14 protein-coding genes, 1 tRNA gene and 3 pseudogenes are annotated in these 18,006 nt (G+C 70.9%); 8 read left to right on the forward strand and 10 right to left on the reverse strand.

The features are described from left to right. Positions 1 to 184 precede the first annotated feature (184 nt). Complete coding sequence (locus ACIG5E_RS30920) at positions 185 to 679, forward strand: transglycosylase family protein (RefSeq protein ID WP_396538981.1); 495 nt, start codon at positions 185 to 187, stop codon at positions 677 to 679. Here the strand turns inward: ACIG5E_RS30920 and ACIG5E_RS30925 are convergent. Beyond that, on the reverse strand, positions 648 to 1,352 hold the full coding sequence (locus ACIG5E_RS30925; RefSeq protein ID WP_396539024.1) for an alpha-ketoglutarate-dependent dioxygenase AlkB family protein: 705 nt from the start codon (positions 1,350 to 1,352) through the stop codon (positions 648 to 650). The genes ACIG5E_RS30920 and ACIG5E_RS30925 overlap by 32 nt on opposite strands. 200 nt (positions 1,353 to 1,552) lie before the next feature. Between ACIG5E_RS30925 and ACIG5E_RS30930 the strand changes: the two genes are divergently transcribed. The 5 genes from ACIG5E_RS30930 to ACIG5E_RS30950 all read left to right on the forward strand — a co-directional run bounded on the left by ACIG5E_RS30930 (position 1,553) and on the right by ACIG5E_RS30950 (position 6,544). Next, a complete protein-coding gene (locus tag ACIG5E_RS30930) occupies positions 1,553 to 2,413 on the forward strand; it encodes an acyl-CoA thioesterase (protein ID WP_396538983.1) in 861 nt (286 codons plus the stop codon). 209 nt (positions 2,414 to 2,622) lie between these two features. Further along, positions 2,623 to 3,411, forward strand: a complete 789-nt coding sequence (locus ACIG5E_RS30935; RefSeq protein WP_396538985.1) for a DUF1684 domain-containing protein — start codon at positions 2,623 to 2,625, stop codon at positions 3,409 to 3,411. Between the two features lie 177 nt (positions 3,412 to 3,588). Beyond that, a complete protein-coding gene (locus ACIG5E_RS30940; protein WP_396539026.1) occupies positions 3,589 to 4,860 on the forward strand; it encodes an MFS transporter in 1,272 nt (423 codons plus the stop codon). A 139-nt stretch (positions 4,861 to 4,999) separates the two neighbouring features. Further along, a tRNA-Pro gene (locus ACIG5E_RS30945) sits at positions 5,000 to 5,073 on the forward strand. Between the two features lie 691 nt (positions 5,074 to 5,764). Continuing rightward, a complete protein-coding gene (locus tag ACIG5E_RS30950) occupies positions 5,765 to 6,544 on the forward strand; it encodes a hypothetical protein (RefSeq protein ID WP_396538987.1) in 780 nt (259 codons plus the stop codon). Between the two features lie 12 nt (positions 6,545 to 6,556). Here ACIG5E_RS30950 and xerC read toward each other — a convergent pair whose 3' ends face one another. Together xerC and ACIG5E_RS30960 are read right to left on the reverse strand one after the other, a co-directional pair. Further along, positions 6,557 to 7,603 carry a tyrosine recombinase XerC gene (gene xerC, locus ACIG5E_RS30955; RefSeq protein ID WP_396538989.1) on the reverse strand — a complete coding sequence of 349 codons (1,047 nt, stop codon included), beginning with the start codon at positions 7,601 to 7,603 and terminating at the stop codon, positions 6,557 to 6,559. A 662-nt stretch (positions 7,604 to 8,265) separates the two neighbouring features. Further along, on the reverse strand, positions 8,266 to 9,402 hold the full coding sequence (locus ACIG5E_RS30960; protein WP_396538991.1) for a hypothetical protein: 1,137 nt from the start codon (positions 9,400 to 9,402) through the stop codon (positions 8,266 to 8,268). Positions 9,403 to 9,960: 558 nt separating this feature from the next. Here ACIG5E_RS30960 and ACIG5E_RS30965 point away from each other — a divergent pair. Continuing rightward, entirely contained in the window at positions 9,961 to 10,299 is a 339-nt protein-coding gene (locus tag ACIG5E_RS30965; RefSeq protein WP_396538993.1) for a class I SAM-dependent methyltransferase, read from the forward strand. 248 nt (positions 10,300 to 10,547) lie between these two features. On the opposite strand, the pseudogene ACIG5E_RS30970 reads toward ACIG5E_RS30965, so the two are convergent. The 7 genes and pseudogenes from ACIG5E_RS30970 to ACIG5E_RS31000 all read right to left on the reverse strand — a co-directional run. Then, positions 10,548 to 10,973, reverse strand: a pseudogene (locus ACIG5E_RS30970) (LuxR C-terminal-related transcriptional regulator); the annotation flags it as partial. After that, positions 10,973 to 11,125, reverse strand: a complete 153-nt coding sequence (locus tag ACIG5E_RS30975) for a helix-turn-helix domain-containing protein (RefSeq protein ID WP_396539028.1) — start codon at positions 11,123 to 11,125, stop codon at positions 10,973 to 10,975. The gene ACIG5E_RS30975 and the pseudogene ACIG5E_RS30970, both read right to left, overlap by 1 nt. 28 nt (positions 11,126 to 11,153) lie before the next feature. Next, a pseudogene (locus ACIG5E_RS30980) lies at positions 11,154 to 11,446 on the reverse strand (response regulator transcription factor); the annotation flags it as partial. Next, positions 11,443 to 12,723 carry a sensor histidine kinase gene (locus ACIG5E_RS30985; protein ID WP_396538995.1) on the reverse strand — a complete coding sequence of 427 codons (1,281 nt, stop codon included), beginning with the start codon at positions 12,721 to 12,723 and terminating at the stop codon, positions 11,443 to 11,445. The pseudogene ACIG5E_RS30980 and the gene ACIG5E_RS30985, both read right to left, overlap by 4 nt. A 249-nt stretch (positions 12,724 to 12,972) precedes the next feature. Next, positions 12,973 to 13,173, reverse strand: a pseudogene (locus tag ACIG5E_RS30990) (transposase domain-containing protein); the annotation flags it as partial. A gap of 163 nt (positions 13,174 to 13,336) precedes the next feature. Then, positions 13,337 to 15,031 (reverse strand): ISAzo13 family transposase, encoded by a 1,695-nt coding sequence (locus ACIG5E_RS30995; RefSeq protein WP_396538997.1) that lies wholly within the window; start codon positions 15,029 to 15,031, stop codon positions 13,337 to 13,339. 378 nt (positions 15,032 to 15,409) lie between these two features. Further along, a complete protein-coding gene (locus ACIG5E_RS31000) occupies positions 15,410 to 16,591 on the reverse strand; it encodes a cupin-like domain-containing protein (protein WP_396538999.1) in 1,182 nt (393 codons plus the stop codon). Between the two features lie 438 nt (positions 16,592 to 17,029). Between ACIG5E_RS31000 and ACIG5E_RS31005 the strand changes: the two genes are divergently transcribed. Continuing rightward, positions 17,030 to 17,935 carry a TauD/TfdA family dioxygenase gene (locus tag ACIG5E_RS31005; protein WP_396539030.1) on the forward strand — a complete coding sequence of 302 codons (906 nt, stop codon included), beginning with the start codon at positions 17,030 to 17,032 and terminating at the stop codon, positions 17,933 to 17,935. Positions 17,936 to 18,006: the final 71 nt, after the last annotated feature.

The following is an 18,006-nucleotide window of genomic DNA, read 5'->3' on the forward strand; positions in this document are numbered from 1 at the left end:
TGGGCGGCTCGGCCGGTGCGGTGCGATGGGATGACAGGCGGTGGGGTGGTGTGCGTGGCGGGGGGGTGGTGGGCCGGGGCGCCGGGGGGCCGCCCCCCCGCTGGGGGGCGCGGCCACCGGCGTTTCCGGCGTGTCGGGGCGGGCGGCGGCCCGGCCGGGGCCGAGCTGCCTAGGGTCGGCTGCCGTGCCGTATGCGAGTGACGAACGGACGTCCCGGGCCGTGATCCGGGTGGGTGCCGCCGTGGCGGTGGTGATGGCCGTGGTCTCGGGCGGCGTGCGGGCCGGCGCGGCGCCGCGGGTCGCGGACCTGGTCTGGGACGAGCTCGCCGACTGCGAGCGCGGCGGCGACTGGCGGGCGGACACCGGCAACGGCTACTACGGCGGCCTGCAGATCCGGCCGCCCACCTGGGCGGAGTCCGGGGGCCTGCACTTCGCCGACCGGCCCGACCACGCGAACCGGCGGGAGCAGACCACCGTGGGGGAGGTGATCGTGCGGCAGCAGGGGTGGGAGGCCTGGCCGGCCTGTGCGCGGGAGCTGGGGTTGCTCGGTAGGGCCCCTACTCCTGCGGCCCCCGGGCCCTCCGCTCCTGCGCCGCCAGCTCCTGCGCCGTCGGCTCCTGGGCCCTCCGCTCCTGCGCTGTCAGCTCCTACTCGCTCAGTCCGGACTGCCGCACCGTGATGTTGAGCCGTCCCACCAGCCCGAGCGCCGGGTCCGCCGTCCCTGGCAGCGTCCGCACCACCCCGTGGTACGCGAACCGGGTCGGCCCGCCGAAGACCAGCAGATCCCCGCTGCGCAGCTCCAGGTCGGTCCACGGCCGGGTCCTGGTCTCGGTGTTCCCGAGCCGGAAGACGCAGTCGTCGCCCAGCGAGAGCGAGACCACCGGGGCGTCCGCGCGTTCGTCGCGGTCCTGGTGCAGGCCCATCTTCGCGCCGTGCGGGTAGTGGTTGACGATCGCGGTGTCCGGTTCGTACGCCGCCGCGCCCGCGACCTCCCCGATCCGATCCCCGTACGCCTCCGCCACCGCCCGCCGGGCCAGCTCCCCGAGCAGCGCCGGGAACGGCTTGACGGGCGCGCCGTCCTCGGCGACCCGTGCGTACCCGTACGGGTACCAGTGCCAGCCGAGGCTCACCATCCGCACCGACATCAACCCGCCGGTGGGCATCCGCACGTTGTGCAGGCCGGCGGGCGGCCGGGCCCATTCCCGGCAGGCGGCGACCAGCCGGAGCTGCGCGGCGGGGTCCAGCCAATCGGGCAGCAGGACGGCACCGGGCGCGGGCTCGGACCGCACCCGCGCGGCCGGGCCCGCGCCCGGCAGGCCGCCGGGCTGGTCGTCGAACAGGTCACCCTGGATCACCTCACCATCCTCCTGCACCACCCCGCCGCGCGGGGGCGGGGCGCTTCGAGGGTGCTCGGCCGTTCGCCGACCTGTCTACTCGTTTACACGTTCGAGTGAACCGGTCGCTCGGGGCCGGTGAGCGGGAATGACCCGGGTCGCCGGAGAATTCGATTGAACTGGAGAACTCGATCGGAATCACGAGAGGGAGCGCGCGCATGGGTACCCCCGTCGACGACCTCGTCGATCTGCTGGACCTGGAGCAGATCGAACTGAACATCTTCCGCGGGCGCAGCCCCGAGGAGGCGCTGCAGCGCACCTTCGGCGGTCAGGTCGCCGGTCAGGCGCTGGTCGCGGCGGGGCGCACGGTCGAGGGCGAGCGCCCCGTCCACTCGCTGCACGCGTACTTCCTGCGCCCCGGGGTGCCGGGCGTGCCGATCGTCTACCAGGTCGACCGGATCCGCGACGGCCGCACGTTCACCACCCGCCGGGTGCTCGCCATCCAGGGCGGCCGGTCGATCTTCTCGCTCACCGCCGACTTCCACAGACCGGAGGAGGGCAGCATCGAGCACCAGTACCCGATGCCGCCGGTCCCGGCGCCCGAGGAGCTGCCCAGCGCCCTGGACGAGGTCGGCTCCCGGCTCGGCGAGCTGCCCCCGTTCATCAGCCGCCGCCAGCCCTTCGACATCCGCTACGTCGAGCGGCTGCGCTGGAACAAGGAGGAGCTGGTGGACGTCGAGGCGCGCAGCGGCGTCTGGCTGCGCACCAACGGCCCGCTGCCCGACGACCCGCTGATCCACGTCTGCGCCCTCACCTACGCCAGCGACATGACGCTGCTGGACGCCGTCCGCGCCCCCGTCGAACCGCTCTGGGGCACCCGGCACTTCGACATGGCCTCGCTGGACCACGCGATGTGGTTCCACCGGCCGTTCCGGACGGACGACTGGCTGCTCTACCAGCAGGAGTCCCCGATCGCCCACGGCGCGCGCGGCCTGGCGCGCGGGCAGATCTTCGACCGGAACGGGCAACTGGTGGTGTCGGTGGTGCAGGAGGGCCTGTTCCGGCCCCTGAAGGGCTGAGGGCCGGTGTCCGGTGTCCCGGCCGCCGTGCTGCCGCCGCATTGCGTCTGCTTGCGGTGTCTTGCGGCCGCCTTGCAGTCTCCTTGCGAGTCCGACGGCTTGCCGAGGCCGGGGAATGATCCGTACCCGCGCGCGGTGTTGTGCAGGATGACCGAGACGGACGGCTCGAACGGCGGGCCGTCCGCGGACCGGACCGGGAGGGTTCACCGATGACGGCGACGGCAGCGGAGGACTGGAAGCACTGGAGTGACCGGCGGGCGGCGTCGGTGAGCGCGCCGCACGGCCAGCTCGCACTCACCGGCACGCACTGGCTGGAGCCCGAACCGGTCGAGGTCCCGGGCCTGCCCGGGCGCTGGTGGGCCGACGCCGAGGGCGTCCGGGTACGGGCCGCGGCGGCCGACGGCATCACCGTCGACGGCGCCGACGGTCCGGTGGACGGCGAGGTGCTGCTGCGCCCCGACACCGATCCGGCCGCCGACACCGCCACCCTGGGCGAGCTGCTGCTCGTCCCGATCGAGCGGGAGGGCGAACTCGCCCTCCGGGTCTTCGACCCGGCCTCGCCCGGCCGGACGGGCTTCGCGGGCATCGCCGCCTACCCGTACGCGCCCGAGTGGGCCGTACCCGCCGTCTACACCCCCTTCGAGGAGGAGGGGCAGTCGGTGCTGGTCCCGAACGCGGACGGCAAGGACCGCCCGCTGGCGGTCACCGGGACGATCGAGTTCACCGTGACCGGCGAGCACCGCACGCTGACCGTCAGCCGCGCGGGCCAGCGCCTCACCGGCGTCATCGCGGATGCCACCAGCGGAATCGACACCTACCGCTTCCGGTTCATCACCCTGCCGGCGCCCGACAGGGACGGCCGGACCGTCCTCGACTTCAACCGGGCGTACCTGCCGCCCTGCGCCTTTGCGGACCACTTCATCTGCCCGTTCCCGCCGCCGGGCAACCGGCTGGACTTCGCGGTGGAGGCGGGGGAGAAGCAGGTGCTGAGCAGGTAGGGCGCGGGAGCGGGTCGCCGGCCGACCGGGTGCGGGCCCGGTCGGCGGGGCTGGGCTATTGGCGGGTGGAGCGGGCCCCGGTGTCGGGTGTGGCGCGGGCCGGAGCAACTATGGACCGTTGTGACGACCAACCAACCCCCTGATGCCCCGGCCGCCGAGCCCCTTTCTCCTCCCGCTCTGCCCGCTTCCCCCGCTCCGCCCGTCCCGCCGGCTGTTCCCTGGTACCGGAGGGCCTTCGCCGACCTCAGCCCGCTGCGCGATCACCCCGACTACCGCCGGGTCTGGTCCGGGCAGGCGGTGTCATCCATAGGCCAGCAGATGACCGCCGTGGCCGTCTCCGTCCAGGTCTACGACCTGACCGGCTCCGCCTTCGCGACCGGTCTGGTGGGCCTGTTCTCGCTCGTCCCGCTGGTCGCCTTCGGCCTGTACGGCGGTGCCATCGCCGACACCGTCGACCGGCGCAAGCTCGGCCTGATCGGCTCGGCCGGCCTGGCCGCCGTCTCCGCCCTGCTCGCCGCCCAGGCCCTGGCCGGGCTCGACCTGGTGGCCGTCCTCTACGCCGCGGTCGCCGTCCAGGCCGGGTTCTTCGCGCTCAGCTCGCCCGCCCGCTCGGCGATGATCCCCCGGCTGGTCCCCGCCCACCAGCTCCCGGCGGCGAACGCCCTGAACACCGTCAGCATGAACCTCGGCCTCACCGTCGGCCCGATGCTCGGCGGCGTCCTGATCGGCACCTTCGGCGCCCAGTCCGCCTACCTCGTCGACACCGTCGCCTTCACCGGCACCCTCTACGCCATGTGGCGCCTGCCCGCCATGCGGCCACAAGGCGAGCGCAAGGGCCGCGCCTCCGTCCTCGACGGCCTGCGCTTCCTGCGCGAGCAGCCCAACCTGCGCACCAGCTTCCTCGCCGACCTGGCCGCGATGATCTTCGGCATGCCGCGCGCCCTCTTCCCGGCGATCGCCGTCACCTTCTACGCCGGCGACGCCCGCACCGTCGGCCTGCTCGTCTCCGCCCCGGCGGTCGGCGCCCTGATCGGCGCGCTCTTCTCCGGCTGGATCGGCCGGGTCCACCGCCAGGGCGTCGCGATCCTCGCCGCCGTCTCCGCCTGGGGCCTCGCCATCGCCGCCTTCGGCGCACTCCACAACCTCTGGCTCGGCCTCCTGCTGCTCGCGGTGGCCGGCTGCGCCGACACCGTCAGCATGATCTTCCGCAACACGATGATGCAGGTCGCGGCCCCCGACGAGATGCGCGGCCGCCTCCAGGGCATCTTCATCGTCGTCGTGGCCGGCGGCCCCCGCCTCGGCGACTTCGAGTCCGGCGCCGTCGCCGCCCTCAGCAACCCCGCCACCTCTGTCATCACCGGCGGCCTCGCCTGCGTCGCCTGCGTCCTCCTCCTCGCCGCCCGCCGCCCCGCCTTCCTCACCTACGACGCCCGCCACCCGACCCCCTGATCAACCCGACCCCCCGAAACCTGGCAGCGAGCACCCCCCGACGTGCTGTATTGTTTTCCACGTCGCCGGGACACCGGAGACAAGGTCGAGAAGCCACCCGGCAGAGCCCCCCAGGCCCCGTCGCACGGCACCGAGACCACGGGACGTGGCGCAGCTTGGTAGCGCACTTGACTGGGGGTCAAGGGGTCGCAGGTTCAAATCCTGTCGTCCCGACTTGCGAATCCGCAGGTCGGAGGCCGTTTCCATCTGAGGATGGGGACGGCCTTTTTGCGCGTGTCGCGGGGTGGTGGTCGCAGGGTGGTCGCACCTCGTCCGGTCGCGGAGCGCAGCCGGGCGCGGGCTGACCTCGTCAACTCGCCGCTGTATGGCTGGAGTTGGCGCACATGGCCCGATCGGCGGCCAGATCGTTAACCGCTTGGGGTGTCCCGCGGTGGGTGACCTCGCGTCACGGGGTTGACGCGGTCGGGCGTGAGCATCGTTCAATTTGTGAACTTCCTTCCGTTCTGTCCGCATTTTCTGGGCCAGATGTCGGCGCGGGGGCGGCCCCGCAAGGCGAAGGTCTGCGACCACCATGCGACCACCACGCAGGCGGGAGCCGCCCTGGCCAGGCGGTCGTCCTTGCTGGGGCGCAAAGGGGCCCGGCAGGCTGCGGGCTTCGGGAGACGGTGTGCTGAGGGGTGGGGCGCGCCGGGTGCGGCTGGGGCAGATCTTCGGCGATGACGTGCCCTTGGGTCCGCTGGGTTCCCTCCTCCTGGACTGCTGCAGCGTTCCCGGGGGCCGGGCTGTGCTTCACGGTGACCGGGCATGCCGCCAGTTGGGGCCCGGTGCGCGGCTGGGCCGTGTCGGGCTTGAGACTGGGTCGTTGTGCGGGTCCTGTGCGTGGATGTTGCCGGCAGACCATCCCGTGAGCGAGTTCGCGGTCGCGGTGGCAGGGCTGAGAACTCCCGCCGTGGTGGCGGGTGCCGGCGCGTTGGCGGGTCCGGTGCCTCCACCAGGGCCTGCGGGCGCTGAGCCCGCCCGGTCGGTGCGGGTGTGGCGGCGCGCGCAGACGCGCGCGCTCGAGGGCTTTGCGGCCGCTGCCGCTTTCCCCTGGCTGGAGCCCTGGGCGGGGCCCAGGCTGTCGGCGCTGACCGGTGCGGTCGAGCAGGCTCGCGGAGCGGTTGCCCGCTGTGTTGATCCTCGCGAACTGCTGACGGCTGCCTGCGTGGCGGCTCTGCCCGTGCCGGTCGGGCTGCGGGACGGGCTGCCGGCGTGTGCGGGGAGCTGGGGAGTGGACGGGGAGTGGCTGGTGCTGGAGGCGTGGATGCGCTGGCAGAGCGCCTGCGCCGAGGGTGAGGCACAGGTGGCGGACTGCGTACGGGCGGCGTTGGCAGCGGTCTACGAGGCGTTCGGTCGGCGGCGCAAAGGACGTGATGAGGCGCTGGACAGCGTCCAGCGCCTCATCACGTCCTCAATCGACCAGGCATGGCGGCTCGCTGAAGAGGAGTGCACCGGGCCCGTACATCTGGTTCAGATGGCGCTCCCGCTGCTTGAGACGGAGCCGTTCACCGGTCGGGAGCGCGATCCGCTCACCCTCTGGCAAGCCGGGGTGATCGCGGTCCACCAGGCCGGTGTCGACTGGCCGGCCGGCCAGATCACACTCACCGTTCCCCAGGCGGTGTCCGATCTGCTCCCGGGCGGCTGACACCCGGGCGGGTCAAGCAGCGTGGCGGGGCTGGAAACCGGGCCAGTCCTCAAGGTCCGTGGCGGCCAGTTCGTAGGCATGGGCGAGCGCGTTGACCGCGTCGTCGGCCGCGTGCTTGAGCAGGTGCCCGTAGATGTTGATGGTCGTCGCGATGGTCGAATGACGCAGCGCCTTCGACACGATCGCGATGGACACCCCGGAGGTGATCATGATGGTCGCCACCGTGTGCCGCAGATCGTGAATCGTGATCTGCGGCAGCCCGGCCTCGGCCTGGCGGCTCCGCAACTGGTCCAGGACGTACTGCGGGCGCAGCGGGGCTCCGTCGACGCCCGCGAAGACCAGCCCGCGCAGCGGGACTCCCGCAGGCAGCAGGGATTGCTGGTAATCGGCCTGGCGCTGCAACGCCGCCAGAACCCGCGGGTTGACGCTGACCCAGTTCCGGCTCGCCTTGGTCTTCGGCGCGCACAAGTGCAGTTCGTTGTTGTCGATGGTGGCCAGCGTCCAGCGGACGAAGATCTTGCGCTCCATGAAGTGGACGTCCTCCCAATGCAACCCCAACACCTCCCCGCGCCGCATCCCGGTTCCCAGCATCACCTCGAACACGTCGGCGACCTGGTCGCGGTAGTACAGCTCGTTGTGACGTAGGAACGCTGCCGCCTGCACCGCGGTCCAGCACAGGCGCTCGGCTGCCGCCGGCCGCGCGCCGATGGCACCCTCGGCCGCGTTGTAGCCGATCAGACGCTCCTTGTGGACGGCATGATTCAGGGCACTGCGCAGCGTCGCCCCGAGCCGGTAGACCGTCGGCGCGCCGCGGCCCTGATCCCGCAGGTCGGCCTGCCAGGCGGCGACGTGCCGGGAGCGCAGGTCCTTCAGCCGCATCCGGCCGAACACCGGAAGAAGCTCCTGGCGGACGCACTTGGCGTAGGAGGCCGCAGTGGACGGCTTGAGCGTCCGCTCCTTCAACGCCACCCACTCCAGCAGGAACGCACCGACCGTGAGCTTGCGGTCCTCGAACACACCCGTCGCCTCCGCGTTCAGCACGCACTGCAGCGCGTACACGGCATCCTCCCGTGACCCGTAACCGCTGCGCCGCCGGGTGCTGCGCCCCGCGCCGTTAGTCGGCATGTCCACCGCGTACGCCCAGCTCCCGTGCAGTTCATCCGCCGCCAGCCGCGGGCAGCGCGCCCCGATCGGACGGCGATCCGCACCCCGGCAGCCACAGCGCCGGTAGACCCGCCCACGCTCGAACTCAGCCTCACTAGCCGCCATTGAACTCTCCCTTCACGCAAGTAACTTCCGCCACATGAATGCCCATCCAGCAGCCGTGAAGTCGCACCAAGCAAAGGGGCGTGAAGCACGCCCACAGCGCGCGACAGCGCGCTCACCACAACCCGACCCGGCATCAGGCTAGTCCCGGCTCTGGGCGCTCGCGCGGACCGGGTGGGCGACAGAGCCCGGTCCGGGGATCTCGTGACGGGGGCCGCAGGGGCCAGCAGCCCGGCGTGGCCGGCGAACGCCTACGGCCACAGGACCGCATACACGGTGTCACCGATCGGCGGGGCGGATGGACGGCCGTGGCGATGTGTGGCGGCCAGGGCGAGGTGTGCGGGCTTGCCGGCGATGGAACAACGGTGTGCGGATGCCGACCGGCCCTCGTTCGGACGGAACGGAGAGGGATTCGCACGTGGGTGGGCGTGGCTGGTCGACGGTCGGGCAGATGATCAGACGAGCCGGTCGTGGTGGGTGGCTGCGGCTTCGCGGACGAGCTGGGCGAAGTGGCCGTGGCTGCGGTCCTGGTGCGCTTCGGCGTGTTCGTCGTCCCAGTCCTCGTCCTCGTCGTTGTCGGGTTCGTCGTATTCCTCATGGAGGAGCCAGCAGCCGTGGATGCCGGCGAGGAGGTCTTCGAGGAGGTCGGGGGCGGGGCGTTTGGGGTCGAGCGAGGTCAGGCGCAGGCCGGTGTCCTCGGGGTCGGTGTCCGGGCCGATGTGTTGGGCGAGGTCGGCGTCGATGTCGTCGAGTTGTTCGCGAAGCCCTGCGGGGTCGGGGAGGAGGCCGTCGGCGATGTCGAGGGCGTGGCGCACGAGGCCGGTGACGGCGTCGTACGGGGAGGCGCCGGCTTCGAGGAGTTGGAGGACGAGGGTTGGGGTTTCGTGGGGGAGGGCTTCGATGTTGTCGGCTTCGACGAGTACGGTGCTGGAGGAGTGGCCGGTGGCGGCGGCGGTGACCGCGGCTGCGGCTGCGAGCCAGTGGGCTGCGGCGACGGCGGCGGCGGTGGGGTCGATCTCGGTGAACAGTGCCTCGGGGCCGAAGGGGTCCTGTTCGAGGAGGCGGTCGGCGGCGGCGACCTGGACGGGGGAGGCGCCTTCGCGGCTGAGGAGGACGGCCTGGCGGGCGCGGCCGGTGAGGTCGCCGAGTTCGGCGTTCTCCACTGCGGTGAGCTCGGTGCTGACCTCGGTGAGGACGGCGGCGGTGAGGTCCGCGTTGTCGAGGGCGTGCAGAGCACGGCCGGCGCGGTGGGCGGATTCGACCAGTGGGCTGTACTCGACGTCGAGCATGCCGTCCTGGGGGAGGTTGGGCCGGGTGATGGCGCCGGGGACCTCGTCGAAGGACTTGCGTTCCTCCGCGCGGCGCCAGCCCTCGGAGTTGGGCTCCATGGAGGAGGAGGCGGCGCTGGCCGGATGGGTGTAGGTGCGCCACGCGGCCTCGGACAGGTGGGTGAGCGCGCGGGCCAGACGCATGAGCGTGGCGATGTCCGTGCCGGCCGGGACGGCGGCGATACGGGTGGCGAGATCACCCTCGCCCGTGTCCCAGGCCGCGATCAGCTCGTGGCGTTCGGGGTCGACGCTGTAGCGGGTCATGAAGCCGTACCTCCGGTGATCTGCTCGGCAACGCCGCCGGGCGTCGAGCCATTCTGACGCATCGCCAGAAAACCCCGGATCGTGCAACCGACACGCGCCGACGCCGGTGAGAGAGCGAGGCCCCCTCGAGGGCAGAGGCGTTTGAACCCGGGTTGTGGGCTCCTCGACGGGTTCGGATGAGATCAGCGGTGCGCGGGCATCACGGAGACCGGCGTGCTCGAGAGATCACCGGATGGGAGGTCCCTTACCGGCGCAATGGGCAGGCTCGGCCTTCTTGTGCCGGGACTCGTCGGCTACCCGCGGCGGCATTCTTGGCCGGCTCTAGGAGGGCTTCCGGGCGGCGTGTGACTGTGCACGGGCCGAGTGACTGTGGGGCCGGGTGTCCTCCGCTTGGTGGGACGCGCCGCTGGGGTGGGCGGTGGCTCGAAGGGGCGATCCATGGCTGGTGGCCTTCCTTCTCGGGATGAGACATCTCGAAGCATGTCATATGGTGCAAATCTGCACTATTGGTGCCGCCATCGCGGGTTCTGGAGTGGGACAGGAGAAGAGGGCAGCGCCGTGTCCGACAGTGCTGAGCCGATTCACAAGCGCCTCGCGGAGCTGGCTGGCCCGGCGGATTCTGGCCAGGTTGTTGTTGATCTCGGGTGCGGTGCGGGACCGACGCTTCGGGCTGTCAGCCGGAAAGCACCGCTGGCCTCCCTCATAGGGATCGACCGTTCGGCGGACTCGTTGCGCCAGGTCCACGCGGCTCTGGCAGGCCACAAGGGGTCGACGGCGACGATCGTTGCGGATCTGCGCGACCCTATCCCGTGTTCCGATGAGAGCGTGGACGTCGTCGTGTCGTACAACACCATCGAGTGCCTGCCGAACCCGCAGGAGATGCTGGCCGAGCGTTGAACTTCGCGGTCTTCTCCTGCTCGACGGGGGCGTTGTCGGTGATGACACCGCCGTTACCGAAGCCGATCCACTGCGAGAAGCCGTTGAACGCCTCGATTCTGTGGAATCAAATTTGTCAAGCTTGGGGTACTTTCGCAGCCCCCAGCTACCATCCAGATCACTGAGACCTTCCAACCGTCGCACTCCGCGCGACAGGGCCAGGCCCCGGAGGCGACGACCCGTTTAGGCGCGGGGAACCGGTGTGGCGTTCAGCGGGGCAGTGTGACCAGGCCCGTCTCGTACGCGAGGATGACGAGTTGTACCCGGTCGCGGGCGTCGAGCTTGGCGAGCAGCCGCGTCACGTACGTCTTGACGGTAGCTACGCTGATGTCCAGTTCGGCGGCTATCTCGGTGTTGGACAGGCTGCGCCCGACGAGGGTGAGGATCTCGCGCTCCCGGTCGGTGATGCCGCTCATCTTCCGGGACGCGGGAGCGGCGACCGGTGGAGCGGGCTCGGGCCGTCCGGCGAACTCGGCGATCAGCCGGCGGGTGACACTCGGCGCGATGAGGGCGTCCCCGGCGGCGACTACCCGGATCGCGGCGAGTATGTCGTCCAGTGCCATGTCCTTGACCAGGAAGCCGGAGGCCCCGGCGCGCAGCGCGGCGTAGACGTAATCGTCGTCGTCGAAGGTGGTTACTGGTAGGCCGACTTCGCGGTCACCCGCAACCTGCGGGCAACCTCCTTCGGTGGGACGCCTTCGTCGAACAACGCGGCGGCCTCCAGCCGCACAGCCTCGCGGCGCTGACGTGCCTTCGCCGTCAGCCCGCCCCCATCCGCATAGCGCATACCAACGGCATAGCGCGCACATGGCCGTCAGTCAGCCACACAAACAGGCCAATCACCTCGAAGCGCCAAGGTCAGTAGCACCACCACGCGCGGTTCTCCCGGGCCGGCAGTGACCAGGCGGGTGGCCTCGATCCCGTCCATGCCGGGCATGCGGATGTCCATCACCACCACGTCCGGGTGCAGTTCCTCGGCCAGCCGGACCGCCTCGGCACCGGTTCCGGCTTCCCCGACGACTTCGACGTCGGGCGTGCCGGAGATGACCATCTCCAGGGCGGCCCGCACCAGTGGCTGGTCGTCGACCAGCATGACGCGGATGTTCATCGGGCTCCTCCTGCTATGGGTATCCGGGCCGAGACTCGGAAGCCACCGCTGGTCTGGGGGCCGGCGTGGAACTCTCCGTGCAGCAGGGTGACCCGCTCGCGCAGTCCGGTGAGGCCGTAGCCACTGCCCGGGGTCGTGCCGTGGCCGCGGCCCTGGTCGGTGATCTCGATGGCCACCTCGTCGTTCTTCCGGCAGTCGATGGACACCTGGCAGGAGGTGGCTTCGGCGTGGCGCACCACGTTGGCGATCGACTCCTGGATAATGCGGAAGGTCGCCAGGTCGACGTCCGGCGGCAGCGGGCGCCGCTTGCCCTGCCACTGGACGTCGACCCGGACGCCCGCCGCGGTCGTTGCGGCGGCCAGCCGGTCGAGGTCGGCCAGGCCTAGCGGCCGGTGCAGCGGGGTGGTCTCGATACCGCTGTCCTGATCGCTCTGGCGCAGCGCGCCGAGCATCCGCCGCAGGCCCGACAGGGTCTCCCGCCCGGCGGTCTCGATTTCGGCCAGCGCGTCGCGGGCCCGGTCCGGTTGGCTGTCGATGACCCGTCGCGCCGCACCGGCCTGCAGGGCGACGATGCCGATGCTGTGTGCCACCGTGTCGTGCATCTCCCGTGCGATCCGCAGCCGTTCGGCGGTGACCGCCTGTGCGGCCAGCTGGGCGCTCATCACTTCGGTGTGCTCGCGGGACTGGCGTATCGACCGGCCTACCAGCCAGGCGATGACGGCGGCCAGGACGCCCTCGTCCGAGACGCCGATGTGCGGCAGGCTGGTGGTCAGCTGGAAATGATCGACGACGAACACGGTCCCCGGCGCCGGAGCACCGTCGTACGTGGCGGTCGTCAACCCCACGGTGTTGTCGGGCACCATGCCCACGTGCGTGATCAGCACGACCAGCACAAGGGCCAGGACGGCACGCGAGGTCCGGCGTGGCTGGGCGGCCGTGACCAGGCAGAGCGCGACGTCGACCGCCAGGAGCGCGGTCAGTGGCAGCTGGATGTTCGCGCGCGTCGCGTCCGTCACCGCGAGCGTGGCGACGATCAGCAGGGCGATCGACAGCAGTGGCCGACGACGCAGCAGGGCGGCGGCGCCGAACGCAATGAGGGACGCGGCGATGAGGAACGGCCAGTCCCGGTGCCCCGCAGTGCCACCCGCGTGGGAGATGGGGTGGTCCGGCCCGCCCAGTACGACCGAGGGGTACGCGACCGACACGCACCAGGCCAGGGCGGTCCATGCGCCCGGTGGCACGGGCTTGAGCAGGGCCAGAGTCGGCGTCACGGACATGTGGTGATCGTAACCGGGTGCCCTCCCGCGGGCATCGGACCACGGTTGTACAACCAGGGTCGACGGGTGCCGCGACGGGGTGTCAGTTCTGGTCCGATGCCCGCCCGGCCCCGACCCGGGCACCGTTGAAGGCATGATCGAAGTCCACGAGCTGACGAAGCGCTACGACAGGAAGCTGGCGGTCAACAATCTGAGCTTCGCCGTGAATCCCGGTTGCGTCACCGGGTTCCTCGGCCCCAACCGGGCTGGCACCTCCGGAAACAGGCATATCGCGAGGAGGAAGTACACCCCGACCCGCGAGGGCAGGTCCCGCAGCCTCCGCTGGACCGCACGGGTCTCCTCCAGGACGGCGTCCACCAGCTCGAAGGGCAGCAAAGGGGTCAGGCCCCCGAGGTGTCCGGCAGCGAAACGCCCTGCGGCCAGGGTGATTTCCCGCGTGAGGGTGGTCAGGGCAGGCGGCGAGGCAGAATGGACAGACAACGCGGCCCCACGGGCAGGGCGTCTTGGTCGACACCTGCTCCAACGGGGCCGCGTTGCTTGCGTTCCGCGCACTGCGGTGTACCTCGACCCTTGCCTTGCACCCCGGCCGAACTCCTTAAGGGCTTGCCGGAAATCAACTCGCCGTCTTGATCTCTGATGGTGGTGTGATGCCATGGCGGGTGGCGAGCTCGGCGAGGTCGGCCAGGGTTGCCAGTCGAGTGTCAGCGGGTTCGATGGTGTGGTCGGCTTCGGCGAGGAGACGCCGGGTCTGGCTGATGACCCGGTTGAGGCTCTGCGGAACCACCCCGAAGAGTGGGGCGATCGTCACCTGCGGAAGCCTGTGACGCTCGTAGAGGAGGGTGGCCAGCAGCCGGTCGGCGAGGGTGAGGCCGGGGCGTCGGCCGGTGTAGAGGCCAGCCGCGGGCACTTTCTGCCGGTCGCCGCCGCGCCGTTGGAGAAGGTCTGCTTCCCGCTGAACTTCACGTGCCGCGCTCAGCGTGGCAACCAACTGGCTCCACCGCTCCTCCGGCATGCCGGTCAGGGCAGGGTGGACCAGCCACGCGCGGCCTGGTCCGGGCAGGTCCTGAGGTGGGATCGGCGGGATGCCGTCGCGACGGTGTTCCTCGGGTCGGAGAGTGTAATTCCAGTCCCCGTGCCAGGCGTGGCGGCTCAAGGGCAGGGCGGCCATCTGCCCGTCGCTTACGCGGACACCAGTCTCGTAGGCGGCGGAGTTGAGCTCGGCGCGGACTCTCAGTCCGGCGCGGGTCGTCGTTGCCGCGATGCTGTTCACAATGACCTCGTGACTGGTCAGCGGCCTGCCCCGCCAGTTCATCGTGATGTGGGAGAACAACCGGTGTTCGATCTTGTTCCACTTCGATGTGCCCGGCGGCATGTGACACACAGTGATCTCCAGTCCGGTCTCCACAGCCAGTGCGGCCAGCTCGAACTTCCAGGTCCGGCTGCGGTAGCCGTTGGAACCGCCTGCATCCGCGGTGATCAGCAACCGCCCGGAGGCGGGGTAGGAGTCCCGTCCGCAACCGTTCCACCAGCGACGGATCGACTCCACGGCGAAGGCCGCAGTGTCGTGGTCGGTACCGACGCTGACCCAGCCGGCATCGGCCGCCAGGTCGTAGATCCCGTACGGGATGGCCTTGCCCAGGTCGGCGTCGGGGAAGTCGTGGGTGTGCACCGCGACCGGCTCGCCGGCGAGGTGCCATTCGCGGCCGGGGTTCTTGTAGTTGCCGACCAGCTCCTTCTTCTTGGTGTCCACGCTGACCACCGGGTCCCCGGCCGCCTGGTACTCCTTGGCCTGCTCGTTGATGTACCGGAACTGGCCGTCTCGGTCCGGGTGCTGCCTGCCCTCGATGGTCTTGGCGTTGCCCTGAAGGCTGAAGCCCTCCTCACGCAACAGACCCGCCACCGTGTCCGCCGAGACCCGATGGCCCTGCCGGGTCAGCTCAGCGGCCAGGCGTCGGGTCGACTTCGTGGTCCACCGCAGCGGCGACATCGGATCCCCCCGCTCGTCCGGCTCGACCAGGGCCAGCAGGGCCGGCCGCAGCCCCGGGTCCAGATCCACCACCCGTTTGCGGCCTCCGCCGTCCCGGCGCACCCGACCCAACGGAGCCTCGCCCGAATCCAGTTCAGCCACCCCGCGCGAGACGGTGCCCTCCCGCACCCTGGCCGCACGGGCCACGAGCCTGATCCCGCCATGGCCCAACGACCGCGCCTCGGCTCCTATCGCCAGACGGCGCTGCCGCTCATCCAAGTGCGGCAACAACGACTCGAACTTCGCGGCGAGAACCGCCTCGATCCCCTCCAGTCTCCCCATACCACAACAACGAGCCACCGAGACGGAAGCGACGGCTTGTTCTCCGGCAAGCCCTAACTTCCCGGCCTTGGGGGAACTTCACCCCTTGACCCGAGCGGCCTGGCGCGCGGGTCAAGGAGACTATTGCCAGGTCGATGCCTTCGGTGAGGCCGTGGACGGTGCAGCGGGGGGACGCCAGCCTGGCGGGCGAGGTCGGGGAAGTGGTTGAGGGCGTACGAGGGGTTGAGCGGGTGGCCGTCGGCGTGGTGGAGGATGAGCCCGCCGCGGGGCGGCTTGTGGGTTGGCTTCCCGGTGTTCCGCTGCGTGGTGTCGAGTCGGGCGAGGACCTTGTGGAGCCGGGGTGGCGCAGGACATGGGTGCGTATCGCGGCGGCGGTGATCAGGAAGCGGGGTGGTCCCACTTGAGGCGGGAGCGGCGGAGCCGTTCGATCAGGTGCCGGGCCTCCGGGGCCGGGGCGGGGTGGCCCGGCCGGGCGGTCGCGGCGAGGGCCAGGCCGCGGCGGGCCAGGTCGGCTTCCTCGGGGGACCAGGCGCCGCGCCGCTCGAGTTCGGTGAGCGCGGCGTCGAAGCCTCCCTCGGGCGTGATGCCCAGTTCGGCGCAGGCGCCCTTGGCGGCGGTGACGATGACGCCGGCGCAGAGCCGCGCCGCCACACCGGCCTCGCCCTGCTCGGTCACCCGCTCGGCCAGCGCCAGGACGGCGTCGGAGCCGTCGCCGAGGGCGCGGAGGTCGTGGATCGGGAACAGGCCGCGGACGTCCTCGATGACGAGGTCCATGTGGAGCTGCCGGAAGAACGAGGGGCAGGCGCAGTCCCGGACGTCCGCCCGCCACCAGTAGTTGACCGAGACGGAGATGTCCGGTGCGGAGACCTGGTGCCACCAGAAGGCCGGGATGAAGAGCAGGTCGCCCGGCTCGACGACGGCCTCCCAGTACTCGGCCTGCGCGAAGCGCGGGTACTTCTCCAGGTCGGGGGTGTTCACGTCGACGCTGCTCAGGTGCCGGGTGCGGATGTCGAGCGCACCGGGATAGAGCAATTCGCTCTGGGAGGGATTGAAGAGCATGAACCTCTTCTTCCCGTCGAGCTGCGCGAACAGGTTGTTCATGTTGTCGTAGTGGAGGGGGGTGTTCGAGGATTCCGACGCCATCCAGAGATTGATGTCGCTGATGACGTCGGTCGGAATGTAGGGGGGGATCACCAGGTCGTCCCGGAGTTCCGGGAGGGCGCCGGGGATCGACATCTGCTGCATGCTGAGCCGGCGGCCGCTCGCCGTGTCCCGGAACTCGGTGGCGAGTCGTGATCCGCGCATCGGCTCGAAGTGCAGGCCCTGTCGAGCCTCCGGCTTGTAGCGGAATCCGCCGTCCGCGTCCGCGATGCTGACGGGCACCTCACGGTCGCCCAGGCGTTCCGAGAGGTATTCGGGAGTCCACTGGTGCATCGGGCCGAGAGCCGGGGTGTTGCGGATTATCAGCGGCGTCGTGGTGAGAACCGGAGCGCGGAGAATGGGTTCCTCGGGGAATGAGGCGACGACTTCCACGTGCCCCAGCGACCGGGCTCCCAGCATGACGGCTCTCCATTCCGGCGGAACAGGCGAAGGAAAGCCGATGCTATGGACAGGGACCGGGTGTGCACAATGGCGGGAGCGGTCGCGGGGATTCACTTCGACGGGTATTTCCGGTTCGTTCAACCGGGACGTCGCCGCACTTGAACACGGGAGGGTGGCGACCCGTCAGCCCGCTGCGGCACACTCCGGAGGGACCGGGTCCCGGCCGCCTCGATCGCGTCGGCGTAGCCCGGACCCATTGCTCACGGTCGTCCCGCTCGGCGGGGGCGGTGGGCGGAGAGGTCCGGCCCGGGTGACTGGGGTCAGCGGACGACGTCACAGCCGGCGGACCACGTCACGGCACCGCCCGGCATCCGCACGGGCCGCACCGGCGAGTCGCGCGCCGCTTCGGAAGGGAACACCAGACGCATGAGCCAGAGCACAGCATTCCCCCTCGTGATCGAGTCCCACGGGGGCGAGCGCCTCGTCGAGCGGGTCGAGGACCAGCGGAGCACGCTGCGCGCCTCCCTGTTCGAGCACGGAGCCCTGCTCTTCCGCGGATTCTCGGTGCCGGACGTGACCGCCTTCGACTCCGTCGTCCGCGGGCTGTCGGGGGACCCGCTCACCTACACCGAGCGCTCCTCGCCGCGCAGCGCGATCCAGGGGCAGGTGTACACCTCGACGGACTACCCGCCGAACGAGGAGATCTTCCTGCACAACGAGAACTCCTACCAGCAGTCCTGGCCCATGGCGCTGTACTTCTACTGCGTGCAGCCGCCGGCGACGCTGGGGGCGACCTCCCTGGCCGGCACCCGAGGGGTGCTGGCCAGGCTCGACGACTCGGTGCGCGAGGAGTTCACCCGCCGGGGCTGGCAGGTGGTGCGGAACTTCCACCCCGGGATCGGGCTGGCCTGGCAGCACGTGTTCAACACCGAGGACCGCGCCGCCGTGGAGGCCTACTGCGCGGCGAACGGCATCGAGTCGGCGTGGCTGCCGGACGGCGGCCTGCGCACCACGGCGGTCCGCAAGGCCGTGCACCGCCACCCCGTCACCGGCGAGGAGGTCTGGTTCAACCACGCCGCCTTCTTCCACGTTACGACCCTGGACGAGGTGATCCGGGAGGGGCTGCTGGAGCTGTTCGACGAGCCGGACCTGCCGACGAACACCTACTTCGGCGATGGTGGGCGCATCCCCGACGACGTCATCGCCCACGTCCGGGACTGCTACCGGGCCGAGACCGCGCGCTTCGACTACCGCGAGTACGACGTGCTGGTCATCGACAACATGCTGACCTCGCACGGCCGGGAGCCGTTCACCGGCTCGCGCCGGATCGCGGTCGCCATGGCCGAGCCCCTCACGCCCTAGGACCTGCCAGGATCCGCGCCCGGCGGGGATCCTGGCAGGTCCTACCGAAGCCGGTCCGCGCCGGACAGTCC

The sequence above is a fragment of the Kitasatospora sp. NPDC053057 genome, assembly GCF_044546945.1.
Classification (GTDB): domain Bacteria; phylum Actinomycetota; class Actinomycetes; order Streptomycetales; family Streptomycetaceae; genus Kitasatospora.

Excerpts from the sequence above, each read along its gene's own strand:
- ACIG5E_RS30930 (WP_396538983.1), top strand. The coding sequence starts at position 1,553 with ATGGGTACCCCCGTCGACGACCTCGTCGATCTGCTGGACCTGGAGCAG.
- ACIG5E_RS30935 (WP_396538985.1), top strand. The coding sequence starts at position 2,623 with ATGACGGCGACGGCAGCGGAGGACTGGAAGCACTGGAGTGACCGGCGG.
- ACIG5E_RS30960 (WP_396538991.1), bottom strand. The coding sequence starts at position 9,402 with ATGACCCGCTACAGCGTCGACCCCGAACGCCACGAGCTGATCGCGGCC.
- ACIG5E_RS30975 (WP_396539028.1), bottom strand. The coding sequence starts at position 11,125 with ATGCGCTATGCGGATGGGGGCGGGCTGACGGCGAAGGCACGTCAGCGC.
- ACIG5E_RS30985 (WP_396538995.1), bottom strand. The coding sequence starts at position 12,723 with ATGTCCGTGACGCCGACTCTGGCCCTGCTCAAGCCCGTGCCACCGGGC.
- ACIG5E_RS30995 (WP_396538997.1), bottom strand. The coding sequence starts at position 15,031 with ATGGGGAGACTGGAGGGGATCGAGGCGGTTCTCGCCGCGAAGTTCGAG.
- ACIG5E_RS31000 (WP_396538999.1), bottom strand. The coding sequence starts at position 16,591 with ATGCTGGGAGCCCGGTCGCTGGGGCACGTGGAAGTCGTCGCCTCATTC.